We start from the raw sequence: 23573 nt of genomic DNA on the forward strand, positions 1-23573 counted from the left end.
CAACTTGTCCCCCTTATAACGTCGAACCGAGCGCTCTGGCGACGTGGAGCCCGCTCGTCATCGCCCCGATCGTCCCGGCACCTGGAAACACCGTGTCGCCGCAAACGTAAAAATTCGGTAGGTTCGCCCGATAGCTCGCCGCATGGAATAATGCTTGTTGCGGTGTTTGGGCATATCCACCGACCGCACCGTGCGGACGTTTCGTATATTTCACCCACGCCCCCGGTCCACCCGGAAGCAATACCGACGATGTGCCGGTCCAACTCGGGAACGCCCGTCGCACTGCCTTGACGAGGCGCTCGGTCCATTCTGCCTCTAGTTTCTCATAGGTTGCCTTGTCCTTCCAAGCCTGCCACTCCGACAAATCGATATGAGTCGAGACGGTCAAGGTTCGTTCCGGCAGTTCGGTCCGGCGTGTATCGTCCGCAGCCGACATTGAAATGAAGGCGTGACCTGACGGCAAATCGTCACTATACACTTGTTGGAAGAGCGGACGTCCCGTACACACCGCTTCCGGTAACGTGATATACAGACTGAACGTTCCCCATTGCATCCGTTTTAATTGACGGCCGTACTGTCTTTTAAACTGTCGTGCCGCTTGTCCCGTGACCAACTGAGCGGTCGCCTCGAGCGGGATTGCCGACACGACGACATCGACGAGGTCGAGCCGACCACGGCGATCGGTTAACAACCAGCCGTCCGCGACTTGCTCGACTTTCACGATTTGCCGGCCGAGGAGCGTCATCCCCCCGTCTTGCCGAATCGCTCGTTCCAAGGCGTGGCCGAGCGTATACAAGCCCCCATCGACGTAATACGCGCCCTCATGATAAATCGATAACGCGACGGCCGCGAGCAAGTGGCTCGCTTCACGGGCACCTGTCTGCAAGCTATCGAGCAAAATCCCATCGATGACCCGCTCGAACGTAGTTCCGTTTAATCGATGCCGTTTTAACGTTTTACCGAGCGGTCGATACAACTTCCGGAACGCCCGAAGTTGTTCCGGTCGAAACGCACGTATCGCGAGCGTGGCGTCACGAATCGTCCGAATCGGCAAGGCCGGTAGCGTCTCAAACAAAGGACGAATCGTCTCGAAATCGGCCCACACCTCATTCAAGAAGGCTCGAATCTGCGGAGCAAGCTCCGGAAACATCGTCTCGAGTTCTGCTAAAAATTGATTCCGGTCTTGATGATAGCGGACCGTCTTTCCATCTAGATGAATCTGCATCACCTCAGGTAATGGACGAACGTCAATCGTTTCACCTAAATAAGATAAGACCCGCTCATGCAGGCCCCCCGGTTCAAATCCCATCCCGAGCGTCGCCCCGGCCGGGAATCGATAGTCCCCCCGTTCGAATTTCCCGGCACAACCACCCCATTCTCGTGACGACTCGTATACGGTCACGTCATGGCCGATTCGGCTCGCGAGCGCACCCGCCGTCAATCCGGCAATTCCCCCACCGATAATCCCGATTCGCATAGTAATCCCCTCCTGCCTTCATCATACATGCCTTCCCGAAATCCGAGACATTTCAACCTGTCGTATGAACATATTTCATCCGCCAGGCAGGGTTCTGCCGGAAGATGGCGAAAAAAATCGATAAAGGACAGGTGAAACCATATGCGAAGTCGGGTCATCATTTATCTGCTCATTCCGATCTTGATTTTTATCGGTATTTTAATCACACCCCCATCCGAAGAATCACAAAAAGTCGCCACCATGACGGCTGTCAACATTCAAGAGATGATTCCGTATGAACGCGAGTACACAGCCCAAAAAGTGTTACTCGAGGAAGTGAATGATGGCCGGGAGGCAATCATTGAGGAATGGCGGCTCGAACGCGGGGCCCGCACAACATATAGTTATGTGCTCCGACTGCAAGGGTTCGAGACGGTGCTTCAAGTCGATGCCGGGGCGGCCAACACGCGCTCGGACGGCTATTATGCCATGCAGGCGCATAGCCCAGTCTTCGAAGCGGACGAACCGCTATCAATCGGTTATCCGATTGTGCTGTTCGCTAGCGAGCAACGGCTAGTCCTAAACCAGATGGAAGTACGCATCCTGTACGAAGAGGACGGTGTCATTGAGAAATGGCGAATCCTTGAATCGAAAGACTCCTAATTAAAGGCGGAATGGATATGAATCTCACGTTTCAACGAGCCACCGAATCACAACAAGCCGAAATTTATGCACTCGCGGGCACCAATCGCGAAGAAGCGACTGCTCACGTCTCGCCCGATAATCAGGAAAAGATGATCGAAGCGTACGAGCATTCCGCAAAGTTTGGCGCTTATTTTCTCTGTCTAGTTGATGGCGATACACTCATCGGCTGGACGCAAATCGACAAAGCATTTGATTATTTGACTGGCGAGGAGGTCGGCTGGATCAACGACCTGTATGTGAAACCGACATATCGGGGCCGCGGTTATTCGAAACAGTTAATGCGAGAAGCGCTCAATACGTTCAAACAAATGGGCTATACCGACGTACGCTTGAACGTATATGCCCACAATCAAACGGCGATGCACCTATATGAACAAATCGGCTTCACTGACGTCAGTAAATTTATGAAGATTACTCTATAAAAGGCGGTATTCGATGCAAAAAATACTTCTCATCGGTTCGGGTGGTTCAGGCAAATCGACGCTCGCCCGCGAGTTAGGAACTCGACTCGGCATCGACGTCCACCATTTGGCTGCCTTGTTATGGAAACCGAATTGGACACCTGCCACGAGACAAGAACAAATCGTCATTCAGTCCGAGTTGATTGAACGTGATTCGTGGATTATCGACGACAATTACGGCGGCACACTCGATTTGCGAGTAGATGCTTCCGATACGGTCGTATTTCTTGATTTGCCGCGCATCGTCTGCACGTATCGCGTCTTGAAGCGCATGCTGTCCTATCACAGCAAAACACGTCCGGACATGGGCCCTGCTTGTGAGGAACGGTTTGATCCGAAGTTCTTGAAGTGGGTATGGGATTATCCAAAGTCGCAGCGACCAGCGATTTTTCAACGTTTACACAAACTTGAATCCGAAAAAGACATCATTGTCCTGCGTTCACGGGCCGAAGTCCGTCGTTTCGTAGCGAATTAACTGGAGGCGAATAAATGAATCCAATTCTCGCAGAAATCGGGACCGTCTTTATTCCCGTCAGAGACGTTGCGACGTCACGGGACTGGTACTGTCAGCTATTCGATTTACCAGCAGATGGGCAGATTTTGTTCGGTCATCTCTATGTCGTTCCGCTCGACGGACCGAATCTCGTGCTGGATAGTAAGATATTTTCTGAAAGGAACGTCCTGAAAACTCCACTGTTTCATTTGAACACAACGGATATTCATCAGGCGTATGCGCACATGGAGCAACGACAAATTGACATTGTAACCCCGATTGAACACGACCATTGGTTTAATTTCAAAGACCCGGATGGAAACGTCCTGATGATGTGCCAATGCTGACGGGGGCTACGTAGGTTTCATGAATGGCTTGTCCGATGAGGAGGCGAATGCCTATTGGAACAGCGTGTTATCGCCGGACGTCCATTTGTTGATTGCCGCACTTCTACTTGAAAGGAGTCCATAATGCCTTCTAAAATTGACCCGCTCGAAGCGGCGCATCACTTTATCTCTACACATTTCCCCTACTGTCAGGCCGCGTTGCTCGCCGGGAGTGTCGTCCGTGGTGAGGCGACCGAGACGTCGGATTTAGACATCATCATCTTCGACGACACCCTCGTCTCGTCTTATCGAGAATCGTTCATCGAGTCCGGATGGCCCATCGAACTATTCGCCCATAACTTGACGTCGTATCGTACTTTCTTCGAACAGGATTGCCAGCGTGCCATTCCATCGTTACCGAGAATGGTCATCGAAGGCATCGTCTTGAAGGACATAGACATCGTCGAAGACATCAAACGTGAAGCGAGAGCGTTGCTCGACAGCGGGCCGGAGGCTTGGTCGGACGAGACGATTGAGTTGAAACGATACTTTCTGACCGATGCACTCGATGACTTGATTGGATGTACCCGTCGCTCGGAAGGACTGTTCATCGCCGCAAAAATCGGTGAGCTCACGGCTGAGTTCATATTGCGTACGAACAAAAAATGGATTGGTTCATCGAAATGGACTTATCGTTCGCTTGAACAATTTGATGTGTCAGCCGCACGTCAACTCACTGGCGCCCTTGAGGCGTATTATCAAACGAACGAAACCGACGCGCTCATCCGTTACGTCGATGAGACGCTCTCCCCGTTCAGCGGCCGGTTGTTCGCCGGATTCAGCCGCGGGAAATCAAACGAAACGTGAGGGGCCTCCATGTTCTATCTACAAATGTCCGGTTTTCCCGGATCAGGTAAGTCGACGCTGTCTCGGGAAATCGCCCGACGACTGGATGCGGTCATCGTCGATCACGATGTCACGAAGACGGCACTGCTCGAATCAACCGCACAACATTCGCTCGACCCGGAGCTGGCCGGAAGAGTCGCCTATAATCTCGACTGGGCGCTCGTCGAGTTCCATCTGTCTTTAGGACGGAATGTCATTCTAGATAGCCCCTGTCTGTATGGCGTAATGATTGACCGCGGCCTGGCGATGACGGCAAATAGCGGAGCCACGTATCGTTGCGTCGAGTGTCTCGTCGACGACGTCGATGAAATCAATCGTCGCTTGCGCGAGCGCGAGCGAAAGCTCAGTCAAATCAGGAGCGTGTCACCAGAAGATTTTTATCGGACTGTCACAGCCAGTAAAAGACCTGCACATATGCATACGCTTACAATCGATACGAATCGCCCCCTCGAGACGTACTTGCCTGACGTCATCGCCTATCTTCAAGGGATTGATAGACCACCTGATGCATCCTGCGACTTTTGACCGGATGCATTTTTTTAAACTTTTTTGTATTTTTATGCTTTACAATTAATAATCATACATATACACTTAGTCTCATATCTTGAAGGAGGAATTCATACATGAAAAAGTGGGTCATTACAGGGGGATTAGTGGCAAGTGCATTATTAGCAGGATGTAGCCAAGAGACGACGGGCGAAGAGAAAAAGACACTCGTCATGGGGACGAGCGCCGATTACTTCCCGTATGAGTTTGTCGATACGGCGAACGGGGACGAGATTGTCGGATTTGATATCGAGATTGCCGAAACGGTCACGGAACGCCTCGGCTACGAACTCAAAATTGAAGACATGGACTTCGGTAGCCTGCTCGGGGCACTAAACGCCGGACGTGTCGACTTCGTTATGGCCGGTATGACGCCGACCGAAGAGCGCAAAGAAAATGCCGCCTTCTCGGATATCTACTTGTCGGCGACGAACTTAGTCATGACGAAAGATGAGTCACTCGAATCGATCGAAGCGCTCGCCGGCAAGAAAATCGGTGTCCAAACGGCTTCGATTCAAGAAAACATCGCCAAAGACCAAGCTCCGGAGGCAGAGCTCGTCTCATTGAATAAGATTCCAGAGATCGTCCAAGAGTTGAATACGGGTCGGATCGACGCGATGGTCATCGAGGACACGGTCGCCCAAAAATACTTGGATCAAGACGCAGGGCTCTATACGTTCGCGCTTAAAGAAGATGGCGAGAAAGGTTCTGCAGCCGCCTTTAAATTGGAGGATGACCTTCGCGATCAGTTCAACGAGGAGTTGAACAAGATGATTGACTCAGGTGAAATCGACAAACTCGCCAAAAAATGGTTCTCGATGGAGCCGACGGAATGAGACCAGTCTCGTTGCCAATTTATCCAGTCACCTATCCAGAAGGTTACCGTTTGAATCAAAACGAGAGTCAGTTCCCGGTGCCGTCCCGCCTGTATGACCAGCTCGCGACGATCTCGTTCCAAGACTTACATGAGTATCCGGTCCAACCGATTGACGAGTTGTTCACCCGTTATGCAGCCTACGCCGGTGTCGAGCCGAATCAATTGCTAGTCGGTTGCGGCAGTGACGAGATGATTCACGTCGTCACCCAGGCGCTGTTGGCACCGGAAGACGTCGTCTTGTCACCGAGCCCGGATTTCGCACTCTATCCGATTTTCACAACGATCGCGCACGGTCGTCACGTGCAAGCCGATGACCTGTCGTATGACGCACTCGTCCAGGCGATCACGAAACACACACCGAAGCTGTTGCTGTTGTCGAACCCGAACAATCCGACCGGAAAATTGTGGAGCGTCGCTGAATTGACCGAACTAGCGGGACTCGTGCCGTACTTGATCGTCGATGAGGCGTATATCGACTTCACGCCGGCGTCGAGTATGGTGGCTCACCTTGATTCATTCACGAATGTGATCGTGTTGCGGACGTTATCGAAGGCGTTTGGCCTGGCCAACGTCCGCCTCGGTTTCATGGTGACGACGACTGAACTCGTCGCTTACTTCCGTCAGTTCGTCCCGCCGTTCAACATTAGCGGCGTCAGTGCGAAAATCGCCAACATGTTCTTACAAGATGTGACGTATCTCGATGAGGCCATCGCTTGGCACGCCGACATGCGTGGACAGTGGACCGACTTGTTCGCCACGATTGGACACGTCCATCCCGCCGAGGCGAACTTCATTTACGTCACGCTCGATGAGCCGGAAGCCGTTTGGGCTCACCTCGCCGCGCATGGGGTTCACACGTCCCGGCAACCGAATGGGATTCGCATCACCCTCGGCAGTGAATCTGCTCTTGAAGCAGCACGTCAGGCACTAGTCACCTACGCGTCACAACCGACAGTATAAACAAACGACCCGACATCACGACGGGTCGTTTCGTCATGGTATGAACTTGAGCACTTTTGCTGGATTCCCCCCGACGACGGCACGAGCTGGCACATCTTTCGTCACAATGGCGCCAGAGGCGATAACGGCATCGTCACCGACCGTCACCCCTGGATTCAAGATGGCTCCGCCGCCAATCCATACCCGATGTCCGACCGTTACCGGCTTCCCGTATTCAAGGCCCGAGATTCGTTCGATCGGGTCGAGCGGATGCGTCGCCGTATAGACGTGCACACCTGGACCAAGCATACAATCGTCACCGAATGTGATCGGACAGATGTCGAGGAATACGCAGTCAAAGTTGGCGAAGAACCGTTCTCCGAGATGAATGTTATAGCCGTAGTCGCATTTGAACGTCGGTTCCAGATAAAACGAACCTCCGGTCGACCCGAACAGCTCCGCTAACAAGGCTTTGCGGATATCCAGTTCATCGATGCCAGACCGATTGAACCGTTCCGTTAAACGTCTGGCCTGACGCCGGTCGGCGACGAGCTCGTCGTCCCCGGCCATATAAAGTTCGCCTCGAATCATCTTTTCTTTTTCTGTCATCTGCTTCTCCCCCTTTTCTTTTTTTAGTATAGAGGAATTTCTGACCAAATGGGGAATAGGAACATGACGAATTAGAGGAGGAATAGACAGATGAAACGAATTCTTGATTGCAGAGCCAGTGATTTCTTGACGTTCAATCGTTCGGATTTGATTGGATCGATTCGGAAAGCCGAGGGGCGGACCGTCCTCGCCGAGGTCATCCCGACCGTGCAGCCGCTCTATCCAGAAGTGACGAACGCCGAACTCGCTCGAGCGTTCGGAGCCGATATGATTCTATTGAATATGCTCGACGTGTTCCACCCGTACATAAAGGGTCTCGAAAGCCACGCCTTGTTCGGTAACGTACCGGGCGAGACAATGTCTGACAATCCGATAATGGAATTGAAGCGGCTCGTCGGTTTGCCGATTGGGGTCAACCTCGAACCAGTCGACTTCTCCGAGAAATCAGCGGACATGTATGACGTGAAACAAGGACGGCTCGCGACACGGGAAGCATTCGCCAGAGCGTCCGAGCTTGGCATCGACTTCATTTGCTTGACCGGAAACCCGAATACCGGGGTGACAAATGAGGCAATCGAGCAAGCCATCATCAACGCGCGCCAAGAGTTCGCTGGGGTCATCATCGCCGGCAAGATGCACCAAGCCGGTGTCGGCCGAGTGCTCGATCAAGAGGCGTATGTCCGCTTTGCTGAGGCCGGGGCCGACATTATCTTGATTCCAGCGCCCGGCACCGTTCCTGGCGTCCGCGAAAATGAATTCTATGAAGTCACGCGCGAGATTCAGGCGTTGGATAAACTCGTTCTCGCCGCCATCGGTACCTCGCAAGAAGGGTCAGATGAAGCGACGATTCGTGACATTGCCTTGTCCTCGAAACGCGGCGGGACCGATCTGTTCCATATCGGCGATGCCGGATTGTCCGGAATCGCCACGCCGGAGAACATTCAGGCGTTATCAATCGCCATCCGGGGACGGCGCCATACGTATATTCGCATGGCCGCCTCGGTCAACCGCTAATCAAAAGGAACGAAGCCGCTTGTGGCTTCGTTCCTTTTGTGTTACCAGTCCGTGACGTCACGGCGTGGTTTAGCCGGAGTCGTCGTCCCATGTCGTTTGGCGAGGATCGTCTCGACGTCTTGTAATGATACGCCTTTGGCGGCGAGCAAGACGAGCAAGTGGTACAAGAGATCGGCCGACTCTTCGACTAAATCTTCATCGTTCAGTGCCGCGATGACGACTTCGAACGACTCTTCCCCAAACTTCTTGGCAATCTTGTCGACACCTTGGTCGAATAGATAAGACGTATAAGACCCTTCTTTCGGTGACGCCTGTCGTTCTTGAATCAACTTCTCTAATTCGTGAATCATCCTTCCACCTCCGTGAAAAAGCAGCTTCGATTTCCCGTATGACACGTCGGTCCATTGGCACGGACACGGACCAAGAGTGCGTCTTGGTCACAATCGACGTGGATGCTTTCGAGCTCGAGCGTATTTCCGCTCGACTCCCCTTTCATCCAGAGTCGCCCTTTCGAACGTGACCAGAACGTGACTGTGTTCGTCTCGAGCGTCTTTTGAATCGCCTCATCGTTCATATAGCCTAACATGAGGACGGCGTCGTCCGCTGTCGACACGATGATGGCTGGAATCAATCCGTTTGCGTCGTAACGAACCGCATCGGCAAGTTGTGCTCGTTGCATACGTGCTTCACCTCTTCCACTGTCGTTTTCCGGTCATGCAAAATCGAGGCGAGTAGCGCCGCATCGACCTTCTCGAGCGCGTCGACGACATGATTCGCGTTCCCGGCACCGCCAGAGGCGATAATCGGAATATCGACGGCGTCCCGCAGCAAATCAAGGATTCGCAAATCGTACCCGCTCTGCTTTCCGTCCTGATTCATCGACGTGACGAGCAGTTCACCCGCCCCAAGTGCAGCCACTTGCTTTGCCCAATCGACGGCCCGCAACTCGGTCCGGTTCTTCCCACCATACGTATAGACGAAGTAATCGTCGTCTTCGAACTTGACGTCGATGGCGATGACGATACATTGTGACCCGAACCGCTCGGCCGCTCGTTTAATCAAATCAGGGGATTCGACGGCGAGCGTGTTGAGCGACACTTTATCGGCCCCGGCTTTTAAGAGCGAGGAAATATCCTCAAGCGACCGAATACCGCCACCGACTGTGAGCGGAATGAACACTTTCCGGGCGACGGCACTGACGACGTCGAGCATCGTCTGGCGGCGTTCCGTACTCGCGGTGATATCGAGAAACACAAGTTCATCGGCACCCGAGGCATCATAATATTTAGCAATCTCGACCGGATCGCCGATATCGCGGAGTGCCACGAACTCGATTCCTTTGACGACACGGCCGTCTTTCACATCAAGACAAGGGATAATGCGACGTTTAAGCATGGCGCGCCTCCCACTCAATCAAGTCATCGAGGCTGACTTGTCCGGAAAGTAGTGCCTTCCCGACGACCGCTTCGTCGATACCGGCCGCTTGAAGTGCTTCGACATCAGCCTCGGTCGTCACACCTCCCGAAGCGATAATCGTGACTGAAACAGCCTCGCGCAACGCCTTCATCCGCTCGAGATTAGGTCCGTTCAACTTCCCGTCCGACCCGATGTCCGTATAAAGAATCGTTTTGACACCACGGTCAACGAGCCCTTTCGCGGCATCGATATCTTTTAAGTCGGTCGCTTCTTGCCAGCCGTTGACGGCGACGATGCCATCATAGGCATCGAGGGCGACGGCGACACGATCCCCGTACTTCGCGAGCGCCCGGTTCAAGAAATCCGAGTCTGTGAACGCTTTCGTCCCGAGCAAGACCCGGTCCGCACCGGTCGCCATGACCGCATCGAGCGCTTCCTCGGAACGGATGCCCCCGCCAGTCTGAACGAAGAAACCGCACGTTTTGGCAAAGCGGACGACATCGAGATGTCTCGGTTCACCGGCTTTCGCCCCTTCGAGATCAATCAAGTGAAGCATCGGGACGCGCCCTTGCCACTCCTTCAATTTCTCATACGGGTCTCCGTACTGTTCTTCTGTATTGAAATCGCCTTCTGTCAAGCGGACGATTTTTCCGTCAATCAAATCAATGGCCGGTAGTAATCTCACGTTCGACCGCCTCCTTCCATTCTTTCAATAAACTGAGTCCAAACGCGCCGCTCTTCTCCGGGTGGAACTGCATCCCCGTGACGAGCCCTTTTTGCACGATGGCTGGCACGTCTTCACCCATATAATCGGCAGAGGCGATTACATTTACCGGGTCGGTCATGACGTGATACGAGTGAACGAAATAGACGTCCTCGTCTCGTAAAATCGAGTTCCAGCCGACGTGCGGCAGACGTTTCGCACGCATCCGTTCAACGCGGCCTTCAATCAAACCGAGTCCTTCTGTCGGGATCCCTTCCGTGCTCGACTCGAATAAGAGTTGCATGCCAAGGCAAATGCCAAGGAACGGCTTCTCCTGTGCCGAGTGCTTTAACAACGGAATCAGTCCCGTCTCGTTCAGCGATTGCATCGCCTGCGGGAATGCGCCGACGCCCGGAAGCAAGATGGCGTCAGCTGCCTCGATGTCGACAGGATCGTTCGTGATGGTAACGTAACAGCCGATGGCTTGGAGCGCCCGTTCGACATTGAATACGTTGCCCATTCCATAATCGATGACCGCGACCTTCATCCTTCGATCAGTCCTTTCGTCGATGGGAGTCGATTCGATCCGTCTTGCCCGATTGCTTCAGCGAGGGCGCGACCGAACGCTTTAAACAGCCCTTCAATCATATGGTGCGAGTTCGACCCGTAGAGCACCTCAAGATGAAGCGTTAAGCGGGCGTTCATCGCCACGGCCCGGAAAAACTCTTCGGCGAGCTCGGTATCAAAGTCCCCGAGTTTCGGATTTTTGATTTCGGTCCGGTAGACGAGAAACGGACGGCCGGACACGTCGACGACGGCACGCGCGAGCGTCTCATCCATCGGCAAATAACTCGTGCCGTAGCGGCGGATACCGATTTTGTCACCGAGCGCTTGATTGATCATCTGCCCGAGGGCGATTCCGACGTCTTCGACCGTATGGTGAGCGTCGACCCACGTATCCCCTTCGACATGGACCGTCAAATCGATTTGGCTGTGGAACGCGAACAGTGTCAGCATGTGGTCAAAGAAGCCGACGCCTGTCTTAACGTCACTCTGCCCCGTCCCGCTCAAATCAAGCTTGAGCTCAATGTTCGTCTCTTTTGTCTCTCGTTTCGTCTCAGCTGTTCTCAAGTGAAGTCACCTCTTCTATCGTTTGTTGAAGCAAGCGGTATGCCTCGTCCGTACCCGCACTGACACGAAGCCCGTCTGCGAACGCGCGAACGTGCACGTCTTTTTCAAGGAATCGGGCGGCCCAGGCTTCGCTGTCCGGTGTCTCGACGTATAGGAAATTAGCACGACTTGGCAAGACGTTCCCAATCGGTGCGAGCAACGTCTCAAGCTTTTGTCGCTGCGTTTGATGGAAGTTGATCGACTCATCGATATAAGCGGAGTCGTTCAAGACGACCGTCGCCACGGCCGCACTCAGCCCACTCACATTGAACGGCGAGCGGAACCGGTCAATCTTCTCGATTAAGCGCTCGTCGGCAATCATGAAGCCGATGCGCAGATTCGCGAGTCCGAACGCTTTCGATAACGTCCGGAGAATGATGACGTTCGCGTGATCCGCTAGGCGGTCTTTGAATGAATCTTCCATCGTGAAATCGATATACGCTTCGTCGACGACCAAATACGGGACTCGACTGGCAATCGTCTCAAGATCATCGATCGACCACATCTTTCCGGTCGGATTGTTCGGGTTCGATATGAGGACAAGTTTCGGCCGTTCCGCCTCAATCGTCTGCATGAGCGCCTCGAACGACAATCCGTCCGTATCCGGCTGTACGAAATTCCCGCGGGCGATGTGCGTATAAATTCCATACATCGAAAAGTCTGGAATCGGTGCGGCGACGACATCGTTGGCATCGAGAATGGCCTGACAGAGAATCGCGAGCAATTCATCGCTGCCACTGCCGACCATGAGTTGCTGCGGGCTCACACCGGCATACGCCGCATAGCTTTGTTTAAGCGCCGTCAACTCGTCGACCGGATAATGGCTCAAGTCGAGCGGAAGCTCTCGGATAGACGTCTTTAAGCGCTCTGGGAAGACATATTGGCTTTCGTTTTGATTCAACGCGTGCCCTTTGACCGCATGCGGAACGTAGCGTGGAATCGTCTCATAGTTCAGTCTCATACGTCCTCCAATCGGACCGCCATCGCCCGGGCGTGGCCGTCAAGTTGTTCTTGTTGCGCGATTCGAATCGCGGCACGCGTGATGCGCTCATCGAGTTCTGTCATTTGCAGGAACGTCTGGCGTCGGTAAAAATCATCGACCGAGAGACCGCTCGAGAAACGGGCCGTCCCGCTCGTCGGCAGGACGTGGTTCGGTCCAGCGATGTAATCCCCAAACGCCTCCGCCGCTTCATGACCGAGGAAGAACGATCCACCGTGACGGATGGCTTGCATGTAATCTTCCGGGTCGGCGACGGCGAGTTGGACGTGTTCAGCCGCCATCTCGTTCGCATAACGAATCGCCTCATGCTTCGTCTTCACGAGGACACCCCCGCGCTTCATCGCCTCTATCGCAATGTCACGCCGCGGTAATTCAGCCAATTGTCGCTCTAATTCTTGTCGAATCGCTACTGCCAATTCGTCAGTCGTGACGAGCGCAAGTGCCGTCGCTTCGACATCGTGTTCGGCTTGGGCGAGCAAATCAGCGGCGACCCATTTCGGGTTGGCCGTCTCATCGGCGATGATAAGCACCTCGGACGGTCCAGCGACCGAATCGATGCCGACGATGTGGGAGACGAGCGATTTTGCCGTCGCGACATAGGCATTCCCAGGCCCGACGATTTTATCGACCGGTTGAATTGTCTCGGTGCCGAACGCCAAGGCGGCCACGGCTTGCGCCCCGCCGACGAGATAACATTCATCCGCCCCTGCGATTTTTGCCGCAATCAATAACGACAAATCGATGCCGTCTTGTTTCGGCGGCGTCACCATGACGACTCGCTTCACGCCTGCCACTTTCGCGGGAATGATGTTCATCAACACGCTCGACGGATAGACGGCCGTCCCGCCTGGTACATACACACCGACCGAATCGAGCGCCATGAAACGACGTCCAAGCCTGAACATGCCGTCTTCGTACACGTCATCTTGACGTCGCTGGCGTTCGTGAAACGTGCGAATGCGTTCGGCGGCGAGCGTCAACGCCTCGGTCAGTTCGGCGTATGCTTCAGGCGGCGTAAAGGTCGTCAAATCGACCGTCTCAATTTTGTCGACGCCGTCAAATTTCTTCGTGAATGCGAGGAGCGCCTCGTCCCCGTTCGACTCCACGGCCTCGAGGATTGGTTTGACCACTTCAACCCAGCTTTCCCGCCGGGTCCGGTTCGTTTCAGTGCTCATTGGGCATCCTCCTTGCTCAAGCGACGAATCCACGCCTTCAATTCATCAGGATTGTTGGCGAGTGCCGCCTCACTCGTGATGAACTTGGCGTTCACCGTGAAAATCGTCTCGTATTCTTCAAGGTCGTTCGCGCGGAGCGTCGCCCCCGTCTCGACGATATCGACGATGCAATCGGCGAGACCTGTGAGCGGTGCGAGTTCGACCGATCCGTTCAATGCAATCACTTCGACGTTCTGTCGTTTCGAAGCGAAATGAGAGATGGCGATATTCGGATATTTGCTCGCGACTTTCAATTTTTTCGTTCCATTCTTCCGTTCTTTCGGTCCGCAGACCGCCATGCGGCAACGGCCGAACGGCAAGTCGACGACTTCAAGAACCCCCGGCGTTTTCTCTCGCAAGATGTCTCCGCCGACGACGCCGACATCAGCGGCGCCGTGAATGACATATTTGTAGACGTCATCCCCTTTAACGAAGATGAACTCATGCCCATCGACTTCGACCGTCAGTTCACGGCCGCGCTTTTCAGGCCAAACGGTAAGTCCGACTTGTTCGAAATAGTCTCGGGCCGCTTTTTCAATGCGCCCTTTTGCGATGGCTACCTTCATAAAATCACCTCACTTAACTGTTCTAAATCAAGGGACAGGCCGAACGCTCGTCGAGATTGTCCAAAATGTCCGTATAATGAATCATAACGACCACCCGAGAGGACGCGCCGTCCGTCGATGCTTCCTGTCACCGTCAATCCTGAATAGTAATCAAAATCACCAGTCTGACCAAAGTCGTACGAGACATTCAAACCGATGGACCGTAAATGTTCGACCGCCCGTTCGACTTCATCGATTGCAGCCGTCAAGCTTGACTCCGCGACTTCACGTAACTCATCAAGTGCAGAGTCACCAATCAAGAACGGTAATTTCGCGATTAACGGGTATTGATACGTATCGGCGAGTTCTCGAAGCGATTCCAAGTTACGGAGCGCCAAATATTGGCGTAACGTCCGTTCTGGGATACCGGCTTCGTCCGCCACTGCAGCGACCAAGGCAGCCGATCCAACTTGAATCCGGAGTCCGTCTTGCGGCAGGACACGCTCGGTCATACTGAGGAACGAGGCGATCAACTCCATATCAGGAGCGTCCCCGTCAATCCATTCGAGACCGAGCTGTTGACGTTCATGCGGCTGTCCCGAATGCTTCGGGGTACGTCGGTAGACGGCACCGGCATATGCGACACGCATCGGCTCATGACCGTCCGCGAGTTTCCGTGCAATTTGTAACGTATAGTCTGGACGCATGACGAGCAACTCTCCGTCATTCCCGAACAGACGATAATAGGCCGACTCATCAAACAAGGCCAAGTCTTGATAGTGCGAATAATATTCTACGAGTGGGGGTTCGATCACGCTGTAGCCGTTCGATTCGGCTCGTTCGAGAAATGATAACATCCACTGCTTCGGACGCAGAACGTCCTCCCCTTGCAATTCGTGCCATCCTTCCGGGATGGATCCTTTTGTATTGAACCAAATCATCGATATCACCCTTTATCTTATTATCACTTTACCAAACTAAAGTAGTGTGTTAAATTTATCAAACCAAGCCGGTGCTGTCAACCGGCGAACTCGAAAGGAATGTCGCCTGATGATTGACTTTACCCGTGATGGTCACCTTCACACCCCATTTTGCCCACATGGCTCGACAGACCCGCTCCAGGCGTACGTCGAGCAGGCGTTAGCCCGTGGTATCAAGACACTCACGTTCACCGAACACGCTCCGCTCCCGGCCAGGTTTCAAGACCCGACACCAGACAAAGACTCGGCGATGGCGTTCGAGTTGCTTCCGGATTATATCGAGGCCTTGCAGTCGTTAAAACGGAAGTATCCGGCACTCGACCTTCGCCTCGGTTTAGAGATCGACTACTTGCCCGGCTATGAAGCTGAGACGTTGGCGTTGCTCGAGCCCTATGCCGACGTATTAGATGAAACAATCTTGTCTCAACACTTTATACTCGTTGACGGTGAGCTCCTGCCTGTCGACTTCTCGCTCGAGACGTTTCATGTCCTCGTCGAACGTATCGGCTCGTTCGAGGCCGTGATGAAACAATATTATACGGCGCTTGCTGCCGGCCTCGCATTCCCATGGGAGCGCCTGAAAGTGGACCGCATCGGGCATATCGATTTACCAATCAAATATCAGTCCAACTATGTATGGGACCGGTCCAACGTCCAGGCCGAACAGTCGCGCCTGCTCCAGACGATGGCTGCCCGTGGCTTCGGGATCGATTTGAATACGGCCGGACTCCGCAAACCCGAATGCGGACAGCCGTATGCGATCGAGGTCGCGTCTGATGCGGCCGGACTCGGCATCCCGTTCGTGCTCGGTTCGGACGCCCATATTGCCAAAGATGTGGGTGCCGGATTCGAAAGCATACAAAAAAAAGCCACGTTCCTATGAACGTGGCTTTTTCACAGCGATCTAGCTATCTAGATCCCCATTTTTGGTTGTCGATAACGATATGGCGTTCCATTTCTTCATCTATTGACAATAATACCATACTGATTCGGCAATGCAACCTGAAAATGAAAAAAAGGATGACGGAGTTGTCATCCTTTGTTATTTAGACCGCCATTTCAGCGTATAAACCTTTTAATTCCTCTGTAGACGCCTCGTCCATCTGTAACGCCACGAGTTCGACGAACTGAAGTGCAGGATCTTTGTCGCCAGACATACGAACGATTTCGGCTGCCGCATCATCGAGCGCGAGCAAGATGCCCGATACACCTAGCGTCGGATAGTAACGGAGTAGCGCGCGGACGTGCTTCATTTCTGAAATATCATTTCCATTGATCTTAAGTGCTTTGACTGCCAACTCTTTATGCGTTCCAATCGCGAACTTATCTTCCCACACCTCTTCGAGTGTGATCAACGCTTCCACATCATAGGCACCATCTGTGAAACGAACTTGTTTTTCCATGTAACATTTCCCCTCTCGTTAATCTACTTTCATTATAAGAAAGAAACCCCCGAAAAGATTGTGAAATGTTGAACATTTTGTGGAATTTTTGTCTCACCTAGTTGTGAACATAAAAAAAGGTCCCTCCGAGGAGAGACAAATAATGGAAGAGTAAAACACCATTGGCAGTACATTAATAATATAACACCGAATGTAAACGTTTACAATGTGTTTTTAAAACTTTTTTCAAGTGGCATATGTACCACGTCAATTCCGCTCTCGCGCATCAAATCGAGACCGTCGCCATGTTCATAACCAACCGCATAGACGACACGAGCGACGCGGGAGGCGATCAAAGCGAGCGAGCAGGCGTGGCACGGCGAATGGGTCACATAAGCCGTCGCCCCGAAAGCGTTCGTCGAATCGGCGGCGAGCTTTCCGATTGCGTTGATTTCAGCATGAATCTCATGTTGTTTCGACCAATTGTGATGATCGTACGGGTCAGAGCATTTGATATAAGTCACACCGTCATGAATGAACGAGACCGGCGTCTCAAGCAAGTCGACCGCATTCGCGGATACGTATTCAGCACGCTTATAAAATCCATCATCCCGCTTTAAGAAGATTTCATTGCAGTTCGTATGCCCCGGCGGCGTGCCGTTCAGGCCAATCGAAATCGGCTTCTCATCTTTGACGATGACGCAAGCGACACTTTTAGAAGCACACTTCGAATGACGTACCGCCATCATATCGGCAAACTGTAACCACGTCTCGTCCCATAGGTGTTGTTTATCCATTGTTGATCCTCCTCGAAGAAAAGGAAAGTCTGAATGCTCAGACTTTCCCCGTTCAATATCCAGTCTCTTTTGGCAACTCTTTGTTTTTCGAAGCAATCTCGATGACTTTTTCTTTCAACTCGTGCTCCATCCGATCGAGTTCACGTTCCGCCTCACGACGCTTCTGACGTCCCTCTTGTTGAATCCGGAGCGTCTCATCGAGCGTCGAAAGCAAGTTCTCGTGTGCCACTTTGAGCGACTCGACCGAGACGATGCCTTTCTCGTTCTCCGTGGCAATCTCGATTGACGAGTCTTTCAACATCTTCGAGTTCTGCTCGAGCAAAGTATTCGTCGTCTTCGTGACGTCTTGCTGCATCCGGAGCGCAGTCTTTTGCCGCGTCAAGCTGAGCGCGAGCACGACTTGGTTTTTCCAGAGTGGAATCGTATTGACGACCGCCGACTCGATTTTCTCGGCTAGAATCTGGTTGTTCTGCTGGATGACCCGGATTTGCGGGGCCATCTGTAGGCTGATCGTCCGGCTCAGTTTCAAGTCGTGCAACTTCTTCTCAAACCGGTCTGCGAGTTGAATCATGTCGTTCAACTGTTGCAGTTTGACCTGGTCTTTCGACATCTCGACTTCTTGACGAAGCGGGGCAATCTCATAGCTCCGTACGTGATCAAGCTTCGTCTCCCCAGCGGCGATATAGACGTTTAGTTCTTCGAAGTAGCGTTTGTTTTTGTCGTACATTTGATCGAGCATCGTGATATCCTTCATCAAACCGAACTTGGCTCGGTCTAGATTATGGATGACCTCTTCTAAATAGACGCTCATCTTTTCAAACTGTAACTTATAGTTCTCGGCTTTCTTTTTGGCCCGGCCAATGAGCGGCAGGTTGTCCATGAAGCTCTTCTTTTCCGGTTGCAACATGTCCGGGTCCATCTTGCGAACGTTCTGCATCAAGTCGGACAACAGCTTGCCGGCGTCTCCGCCATCTTTCATCCGGACCTCAGTCAAGATTTGGTCCGAGAATTGCGATAGTTCACGTTGTACGTTCGAACCGAACAGCATGACGGAATCCGTCTTTTTAATATCAATCGACTCCGCGATGCGCGTGATGCGTTCCCGGTGCGCTTGTGGGACGTCGGCATTCACTTGAATGGCCGGCACCTCATGTTTCTCGGTCATCGCTGACCAGTCCACGGACGGGTCCGAAATCGCATCGGTTTCCGTCTTCGTTTTCGTTTGGGAAGTAAGTTCTTCTTCTGGCCATGACTGCCAGTTCGTTTCATTCGATGAAGTCATGCTTTTTTCTCCCTTCTGGTTGATCGGCCAATACTCTCTCCATCATGATCAACTCTCGTTCAAAATCGACCGCGTCATCTTCGAGGAGACGACTGCGCTGTTGTTTGAACTTGTCGACGATGAGCCGCATATTGGTCATCAACTGTTCACGTGTCTCTTCTTGAATGACGACCCGTTTTCCTTCTAGTTCTTTGAATTTCAATACGACCGATACGAGCGAGTCCAAATAGAACGTGAACAAGTCACGGACATGCTTGGCATCTTGAGGATTCTCGAACAGCTCAGCGAACAGTTCGTGTGCCTCTTTCGAGACCGCCTTCATCTCACGCCGCACCTCGATGTCATTAATCTCAGGCAAGACGCGGTCAATCTGTTGTAACTTCTCATAGCCTTGTTCAATCGTCCGCTGTAAAAATTGAAGCTCTAAATCATCTGTCGCTTCAAATTGGCGCACCGGTGCCGCTTCTTCGAGCGGTTTCAAGATGCGTGAACCGACGAACGGTTCGTCCTCATCGAGCAACAATTTCTTTTTGGCCCGCTTGGCGACGGGCGCCGGTGAGCGCTTCCGACGTTTGCTGTTCGACCACACTTCGTTCAATACGAGCGCCCCGACGATGATAAACAACCAAGAGAAATCAAAAACGCTTATGGCAAAATATAGGATTGCCCCGGTCAGGGCCCATTTCATCCATGTTTTCATCCGTTTCACCTCGTCTCATGATACTTCTATTGTACCTTACGTGACCCTTCAAAAAAAGTTTCGTCATCTTTATAAGCTTAGCATAACGTTCCCGCGCGCTCTCTCGGTCGCAAGAACGAAAAGTATTGCCGATAACTATACAAAAAACCTCCTGATTCAACGAATCAGGAGGTTGCTTCCGTTATAATCTGACCCACGTCGTCACCATAACTACGGCGACCGTCACCGGAATGACGTACCGGATCAAGAAGTGCCAGATCGGGTACAACTTCACACCGATGTCTGACGTTTGAATCTCTTCTTTCAAAATGCGTTGATCGACGATATATCCGACGAAAATCGACGTCAAGAGCGCACCGACCGGCATTAATACGTAGCTGACGATGTAATCCATCGAATCGAAGAACGTGCGACCGTCTAAGAACTGCATCTCGCTCATGACACCGAACGAGAGTGCCGATGGAATCCCGACTGCGAAGACGATGGCCGCTGACAACAGGGTGACGTAACGCTTCGATATCGTTTGTTTCTTCTCGTTCAACTTGTCCGTCACACCTGCTACGACGACTTCGAGCATCGCAATCGACGATGTGACCGAGGCGAATGTGAACAATAAGAAGAACAACACCATGAAGAATCCACCGAGCGGTACTTGGTTGAAGACGGCCGGCAAGACGACGAAGAGAAGCGCCGGTCCCTCTGCCGGGTCAAGACCCGAAGCGAATACGGCCGGGAAAATCGCGAGGCCTGCCAATAGCGAGACGGCGATATTCAAGAGAACGATCATGTTCGCTGAACGATTAAGCGTACCTTTCGTCTGAATGTACGAGGCGTACGTCAACATGGCCGCGACACCGAGCGATAGCGAGAAGAACGCTTGACCGAGGGCGAACAAAACCGATTCACCGGTCAAGGCCGAGAAGTCAGGCTGCAAGAAGAAGCGAACCCCTTCCATCGCACCGTCGAGCGTCAACGAACGGATGACGAGCACGATGAAACTGACGAACAAGAGCGGCATTAAAATCTTACTCATGCGCTCGATGCCAGCCTCGACACCTTTCAAGACGATTAAAAGCGTAATCAATAAGAACAAGAACTGACCGAACACGGCGATGCCTGGAGATGAGACGACATCTCCGAAAACGACACCGAACTCGTCGGGAGAACGTCCGTTCAATGTCCCGCTCAATCCGAGCCCGACATAGATTAAAACCCAACCGCCGATGACACTGTAGAATGAGAGCAATAAGAAACATGCGATGACGCCGAGGTAGCCGACGAGTGTCCAACGCCCGTGGCCTAATTTTTTGAAAGCGAGCAGTGCCGTCTTTTGTGTCGAGCGTCCGACGATGAATTCACCAATCAATAGCGGTAACCCGAGTAAGAGCGTGAACGCTAAAAACATGAGCAAAAAGGCGCCGCCTCCACTTGTGCCGGTGACATACGGAAATTTCCAGATTGCACCGAGACCAATCGCAGACCCTGCGGCCGCTAAGATGAATCCAATTTTTGAGGCGAACGAATTTTGCGCCATTACCATCCCTACTTCCTGTTTTCATATCTTTTTTCATAATAATAGTGAAATACTAACACGGTTCAGAAATGAGAACAACTAAAAACAGAGAAAAGTCTGAATTCTTTTCTCTGTCAGCAATTTTTATAGATTTTTAGTGTGACGGGACAAGAAATGACAACTCGCCCGGCAAGACATCGATATCCAACCGTTCAGCCTCGAAGTGCTCCCCATCGACGTCGATGATTTGAGATTCACTCAAATGGACGGTCAGTTGAGACATCTGTAGATGCACCCATTCCGGAGACGACTGTTCGAGCCCGAGCTGTTGGGTCAACAATTGACGAATCATCGGGAAGCCGATGGCGGAACTATGGACGACCTCGACGAGTCCGTCCGTGAACGATTGGGTCGGGAGCTTCGTCGGTACTGTCCCGAGATAAGCCCCGTTCCCTACATATAAGAAGCTGACTGGTCCATCGTGGACGACTTCCCCTCCGTGTTCGATGCGAACGTCGAACGGATCGAGTTCACGAAACTGCCGGATTGTCGCTAAAAAGTAACCGATTGACCCGAGTGATTCTTTTTGGAGCGGATCGATTTGTCTCGACGCGTCTGCGATCAGGCCGACCCCGATGAAGTTGAGCCCGTACCGTTCGTTGACTCGCATCACATCGACCTTTTGCGCGTAACTCATCTTGAACAAACGGGCCGCCTCGATCGGTTCGACCGGTAGAGCGAGGGCACGGGCGAAATCATTACACGTGCCGGCCGGAATCAGACCGATTGTCGGCCGTTCATCCCGCGGAAGCTTCATCAAGCCATTGACGACCTCGTGAAGCGTCCCGTCCCCGCCGATGACAATCAAGTGCTCGTAAGCCCCGCTCTCTTCGGCGAAACGACCGGCGTCTCCTTGCGCGAGCGTCTTCCGAATCAAAATCTCATCGTATAACGATTCAATCGTCCCGACTACCTCACCGAGCATCGTCTCGTTCCCGCCAGACGTGGGATTGGAGATAATCAATGCTCTCATAATAAGCCCGCCTGCTCCAAGAAATCTTTCGCGACGTCATACGCCCGTTCATTCCCGTACGCGACGCGACGGTTCAATTCAGACATCTCTTCGTCAGTAATTTTACCACCCAATTGGTTGAGGGCATCCTCGATTTCCGGATGTTCATCGAGCGTCTCTTGTTTCACCAACGGAGCTCCTTGATAAGGTGGGAAGAACTGTTGATCGTCCTCGAGGACAAGCAATTCGTTCTCAGCGATATCCGGGTCGGTCGCATACGCATCGACGAGGTTGACGTCTCCACGTGCGATAGCACGATAGCGCAACTTTTGTTCCATCGAGACGACCGACGGGAAATCGAGTCCATACGCTTGTTGCAGTCCCGGGTATCCGTCTTCACGGTCCGTGAACTCGAGCGTGAATCCGGCTTTAATATCCGATTGAACGTTTCGTAAATCCGAGATGGTCGTGATGTCTTCTTGCTCGGCATAGTCGCGTGGGATCGCGATGGCGTACGTGTTGTTGAACTGCATCGGTTCAAGCAACGCATAGCCGTCATCGGCGAGCGCGTCCCGAGCCTGTTCATACACTTCACGGGCATCGTTCGAGTTCGGTGTCTCTTTCACGAGACTCGCGAGCACCGTTCCTGTGAATTCTGGATAGATGTCGACATCACCAGATTGTAACGCGCCCCAGACGAACGTCGTCTCTCCGAAGTTCGGACGGACGGATACAGACAAGTCAGTCTGATCTTCAATCAACAGCTTATACATGTTCATTAAAATCTCAGGCTCTGGCCCGAGTTTCCCCGCGATGACAAGGTCGGTCTGTTGCGTCCGACCGAAGGCGAGCGGGGCCGCGACGATGAGTGCCAACACGGTCGAGACGGCAATCAATTTCGTCTTGTTCCGGGTTGCCGTCGCCCCTTCCATTTGGCGAAGCAAGAAATCAAACAACAAGGCAAGGATGGCGGCCGGGATTGCCCCGAGCAGAATTAAGTAATTGTCGTTTCGGTTGATCCCGAGAAGGATTAACGTCCCGAGCCCACCAGCGCCGACAAGGGCGGCGAGCGTCGCCGTTCCGACAATCAGCACCATCGCCGTTCGAATCCCGGCCATGATGACCGGTAGCGCGAGCGGGAGTTCGACTTTCATCAAACTTTGGTTCGGTTTCATCCCACAAGCCCGGGCCGCTTCGATGAGAGATTTATCGACCTCGTTCAGCCCGGTGAATGTATTTCGTAAAATCGGGAGCAAGGCATATAGCACGAGGGCAATCGTCGCCGGTAAGGCACCAATCCCGACGAGCGGAATCATAAGACCGAGTAACGCCAAAGAAGGAATCGTTTGAATGATGGCGGTAACGCCTATTGCGGTCTCGGCCACTTTCTTGCGACGCGTCAACCAAATCCCGAGCGGAACGGCGATTAAGACGGCTATCAAGAGTGATACGACGGAGAGCTGCAAGTGCTCAATCAGCGCCTCGACGAGTTCGCCACGCCGGTTTTGAAATGTCTCAAGCATCTAC

The 23573-nt window shown here is 52.7% G+C and carries 29 protein-coding genes; 10 read left to right on the plus strand and 19 right to left on the minus strand.

The features are described 5' to 3' along the window. Positions 1–13 precede the first annotated feature (13 nt). Positions 14–1477, minus strand: coding sequence for a phytoene desaturase family protein (locus KNP95_RS06080; RefSeq protein WP_214836141.1), 1464 nt, complete (start codon positions 1475–1477; stop codon positions 14–16). 141 nt (positions 1478–1618) lie between these two features. On the opposite strand from KNP95_RS06080, the gene KNP95_RS06085 reads away from it, so the two are divergent. From KNP95_RS06085 to KNP95_RS06120, 8 genes are all read left to right on the plus strand, one after another. After that, a complete protein-coding gene (locus KNP95_RS06085) occupies positions 1619–2119 on the plus strand; it encodes a hypothetical protein (protein ID WP_214832777.1) in 501 nt (166 codons plus the stop codon). Positions 2120–2136: 17 nt separating this feature from the next. Further along, positions 2137–2583, plus strand: coding sequence for a GNAT family N-acetyltransferase (locus KNP95_RS06090; RefSeq protein ID WP_214832779.1), 447 nt, complete (start codon positions 2137–2139; stop codon positions 2581–2583). Between the two features lie 13 nt (positions 2584–2596). Further along, complete coding sequence (locus KNP95_RS06095) at positions 2597–3097, plus strand: DNA topology modulation protein (RefSeq protein ID WP_214836143.1); 501 nt, start codon at positions 2597–2599, stop codon at positions 3095–3097. Positions 3098–3111: 14 nt separating this feature from the next. Then, on the plus strand, positions 3112–3462 hold the full coding sequence (locus tag KNP95_RS06100) for a VOC family protein (RefSeq protein WP_214719719.1): 351 nt from the start codon (positions 3112–3114) through the stop codon (positions 3460–3462). Positions 3463–3585: 123 nt separating this feature from the next. Next, positions 3586–4308, plus strand: a complete 723-nt coding sequence (locus KNP95_RS06105; protein WP_214836146.1) for a nucleotidyltransferase domain-containing protein — start codon at positions 3586–3588, stop codon at positions 4306–4308. A 9-nt stretch (positions 4309–4317) separates the two neighbouring features. Next, the gene (locus tag KNP95_RS06110) at positions 4318–4872 is read left to right on the plus strand and encodes a P-loop nucleotide/nucleoside kinase family protein (protein WP_214836149.1); all 555 of its coding nucleotides are present in this window, start codon (positions 4318–4320) and stop codon (positions 4870–4872) included. A 98-nt stretch (positions 4873–4970) separates the two neighbouring features. Beyond that, positions 4971–5729 carry a transporter substrate-binding domain-containing protein gene (locus KNP95_RS06115; protein ID WP_034777396.1) on the plus strand — a complete coding sequence of 253 codons (759 nt, stop codon included), beginning with the start codon at positions 4971–4973 and terminating at the stop codon, positions 5727–5729. Next, on the plus strand, positions 5726–6730 hold the full coding sequence (locus KNP95_RS06120; protein WP_214832787.1) for a pyridoxal phosphate-dependent aminotransferase: 1005 nt from the start codon (positions 5726–5728) through the stop codon (positions 6728–6730). The genes KNP95_RS06115 and KNP95_RS06120 overlap by 4 nt, the downstream gene beginning before the upstream one ends. A 33-nt stretch (positions 6731–6763) precedes the next feature. Here KNP95_RS06120 and KNP95_RS06125 read toward each other — a convergent pair whose 3' ends face one another. Further along, a complete protein-coding gene (locus tag KNP95_RS06125) occupies positions 6764–7318 on the minus strand; it encodes a maltose acetyltransferase domain-containing protein (RefSeq protein WP_214832789.1) in 555 nt (184 codons plus the stop codon). A gap of 90 nt (positions 7319–7408) precedes the next feature. Between KNP95_RS06125 and KNP95_RS06130 the strand changes: the two genes are divergently transcribed. Further along, a complete protein-coding gene (locus KNP95_RS06130; RefSeq protein WP_214836152.1) occupies positions 7409–8332 on the plus strand; it encodes a DUF7916 family protein in 924 nt (307 codons plus the stop codon). A gap of 41 nt (positions 8333–8373) precedes the next feature. On the opposite strand, the gene hisE is transcribed toward KNP95_RS06130, so the two are convergent. The 10 genes from hisE to KNP95_RS06180 are packed head-to-tail and all read right to left on the minus strand — an operon-like array spanning position 8374 to position 15321. Then, on the minus strand, positions 8374–8682 hold the full coding sequence (gene hisE / locus KNP95_RS06135) for a phosphoribosyl-ATP diphosphatase (protein ID WP_214836155.1): 309 nt from the start codon (positions 8680–8682) through the stop codon (positions 8374–8376). Continuing rightward, positions 8679–9011: a phosphoribosyl-AMP cyclohydrolase gene (hisI, locus tag KNP95_RS06140; protein WP_214719726.1), complete on the minus strand. Its 333-nt coding sequence runs from the start codon at positions 9009–9011 to the stop codon at positions 8679–8681. Before hisI ends, hisE begins: the two co-directional genes overlap by 4 nt. Then, a complete protein-coding gene (gene hisF, locus KNP95_RS06145) occupies positions 8960–9727 on the minus strand; it encodes an imidazole glycerol phosphate synthase subunit HisF (protein WP_214836158.1) in 768 nt (255 codons plus the stop codon). Before hisF ends, hisI begins: the two co-directional genes overlap by 52 nt. Beyond that, complete coding sequence (gene hisA / locus KNP95_RS06150; protein WP_214836161.1) at positions 9720–10433, minus strand: 1-(5-phosphoribosyl)-5-[(5-phosphoribosylamino)methylideneamino]imidazole-4-carboxamide isomerase; 714 nt, start codon at positions 10431–10433, stop codon at positions 9720–9722. Before hisA ends, hisF begins: the two co-directional genes overlap by 8 nt. Further along, positions 10411–10998, minus strand: coding sequence for an imidazole glycerol phosphate synthase subunit HisH (gene hisH, locus KNP95_RS06155; RefSeq protein ID WP_214836164.1), 588 nt, complete (start codon positions 10996–10998; stop codon positions 10411–10413). Before hisH ends, hisA begins: the two co-directional genes overlap by 23 nt. Then, on the minus strand, positions 10995–11582 hold the full coding sequence (hisB, locus tag KNP95_RS06160; RefSeq protein ID WP_214836167.1) for an imidazoleglycerol-phosphate dehydratase HisB: 588 nt from the start codon (positions 11580–11582) through the stop codon (positions 10995–10997). Before hisB ends, hisH begins: the two co-directional genes overlap by 4 nt. Further along, positions 11569–12582: a pyridoxal phosphate-dependent aminotransferase gene (locus tag KNP95_RS06165; protein WP_214836170.1), complete on the minus strand. Its 1014-nt coding sequence runs from the start codon at positions 12580–12582 to the stop codon at positions 11569–11571. The genes hisB and KNP95_RS06165 overlap by 14 nt, the downstream gene beginning before the upstream one ends. Further along, a complete protein-coding gene (hisD, locus tag KNP95_RS06170; RefSeq protein WP_214836172.1) occupies positions 12579–13796 on the minus strand; it encodes a histidinol dehydrogenase in 1218 nt (405 codons plus the stop codon). The genes KNP95_RS06165 and hisD overlap by 4 nt, the downstream gene beginning before the upstream one ends. Further along, a complete protein-coding gene (gene hisG, locus KNP95_RS06175; RefSeq protein ID WP_214836175.1) occupies positions 13793–14401 on the minus strand; it encodes an ATP phosphoribosyltransferase in 609 nt (202 codons plus the stop codon). Before hisG ends, hisD begins: the two co-directional genes overlap by 4 nt. Continuing rightward, entirely contained in the window at positions 14398–15321 is a 924-nt protein-coding gene (locus tag KNP95_RS06180) for an ATP phosphoribosyltransferase regulatory subunit (protein ID WP_214833608.1), read from the minus strand. Before KNP95_RS06180 ends, hisG begins: the two co-directional genes overlap by 4 nt. 109 nt (positions 15322–15430) lie before the next feature. Between KNP95_RS06180 and hisJ the strand changes: the two genes are divergently transcribed. Continuing rightward, on the plus strand, positions 15431–16243 hold the full coding sequence (gene hisJ, locus KNP95_RS06185) for a histidinol-phosphatase HisJ (RefSeq protein WP_214836178.1): 813 nt from the start codon (positions 15431–15433) through the stop codon (positions 16241–16243). A 163-nt stretch (positions 16244–16406) separates the two neighbouring features. Here the strand turns inward: hisJ and KNP95_RS06190 are convergent, their stop codons facing one another. From KNP95_RS06190 to KNP95_RS06220, 7 genes are all read right to left on the minus strand, one after another. Further along, a complete protein-coding gene (locus KNP95_RS06190) occupies positions 16407–16763 on the minus strand; it encodes a hypothetical protein (protein ID WP_029595627.1) in 357 nt (118 codons plus the stop codon). 200 nt (positions 16764–16963) lie between these two features. Then, entirely contained in the window at positions 16964–17539 is a 576-nt protein-coding gene (locus tag KNP95_RS06195; protein WP_029595628.1) for a deoxycytidylate deaminase, read from the minus strand. Positions 17540–17591: 52 nt separating this feature from the next. Beyond that, complete coding sequence (locus KNP95_RS06200) at positions 17592–18821, minus strand: toxic anion resistance protein (RefSeq protein ID WP_021067252.1); 1230 nt, start codon at positions 18819–18821, stop codon at positions 17592–17594. Next, positions 18805–19521: a 5-bromo-4-chloroindolyl phosphate hydrolysis family protein gene (locus tag KNP95_RS06205; RefSeq protein WP_214836181.1), complete on the minus strand. Its 717-nt coding sequence runs from the start codon at positions 19519–19521 to the stop codon at positions 18805–18807. The genes KNP95_RS06200 and KNP95_RS06205 overlap by 17 nt, the downstream gene beginning before the upstream one ends. Before the next feature lie 181 nt (positions 19522–19702). Next, on the minus strand, positions 19703–21055 hold the full coding sequence (locus tag KNP95_RS06210; protein WP_214836446.1) for a sodium-dependent transporter: 1353 nt from the start codon (positions 21053–21055) through the stop codon (positions 19703–19705). Positions 21056–21188: 133 nt separating this feature from the next. Then, complete coding sequence (locus KNP95_RS06215) at positions 21189–22067, minus strand: diacylglycerol/lipid kinase family protein (RefSeq protein ID WP_214836183.1); 879 nt, start codon at positions 22065–22067, stop codon at positions 21189–21191. After that, positions 22064–23569 carry an ABC transporter permease/substrate-binding protein gene (locus tag KNP95_RS06220; RefSeq protein WP_214833613.1) on the minus strand — a complete coding sequence of 502 codons (1506 nt, stop codon included), beginning with the start codon at positions 23567–23569 and terminating at the stop codon, positions 22064–22066. Before KNP95_RS06220 ends, KNP95_RS06215 begins: the two co-directional genes overlap by 4 nt. Between the last annotated feature and the right edge of the window lie 4 nt (positions 23570–23573).

Origin of the sequence: Exiguobacterium sp. s36 (assembly GCF_018618345.1) — a bacterium.
GTDB lineage: Bacteria > Bacillota > Bacilli > Exiguobacteriales > Exiguobacteriaceae > Exiguobacterium > Exiguobacterium chiriqhucha.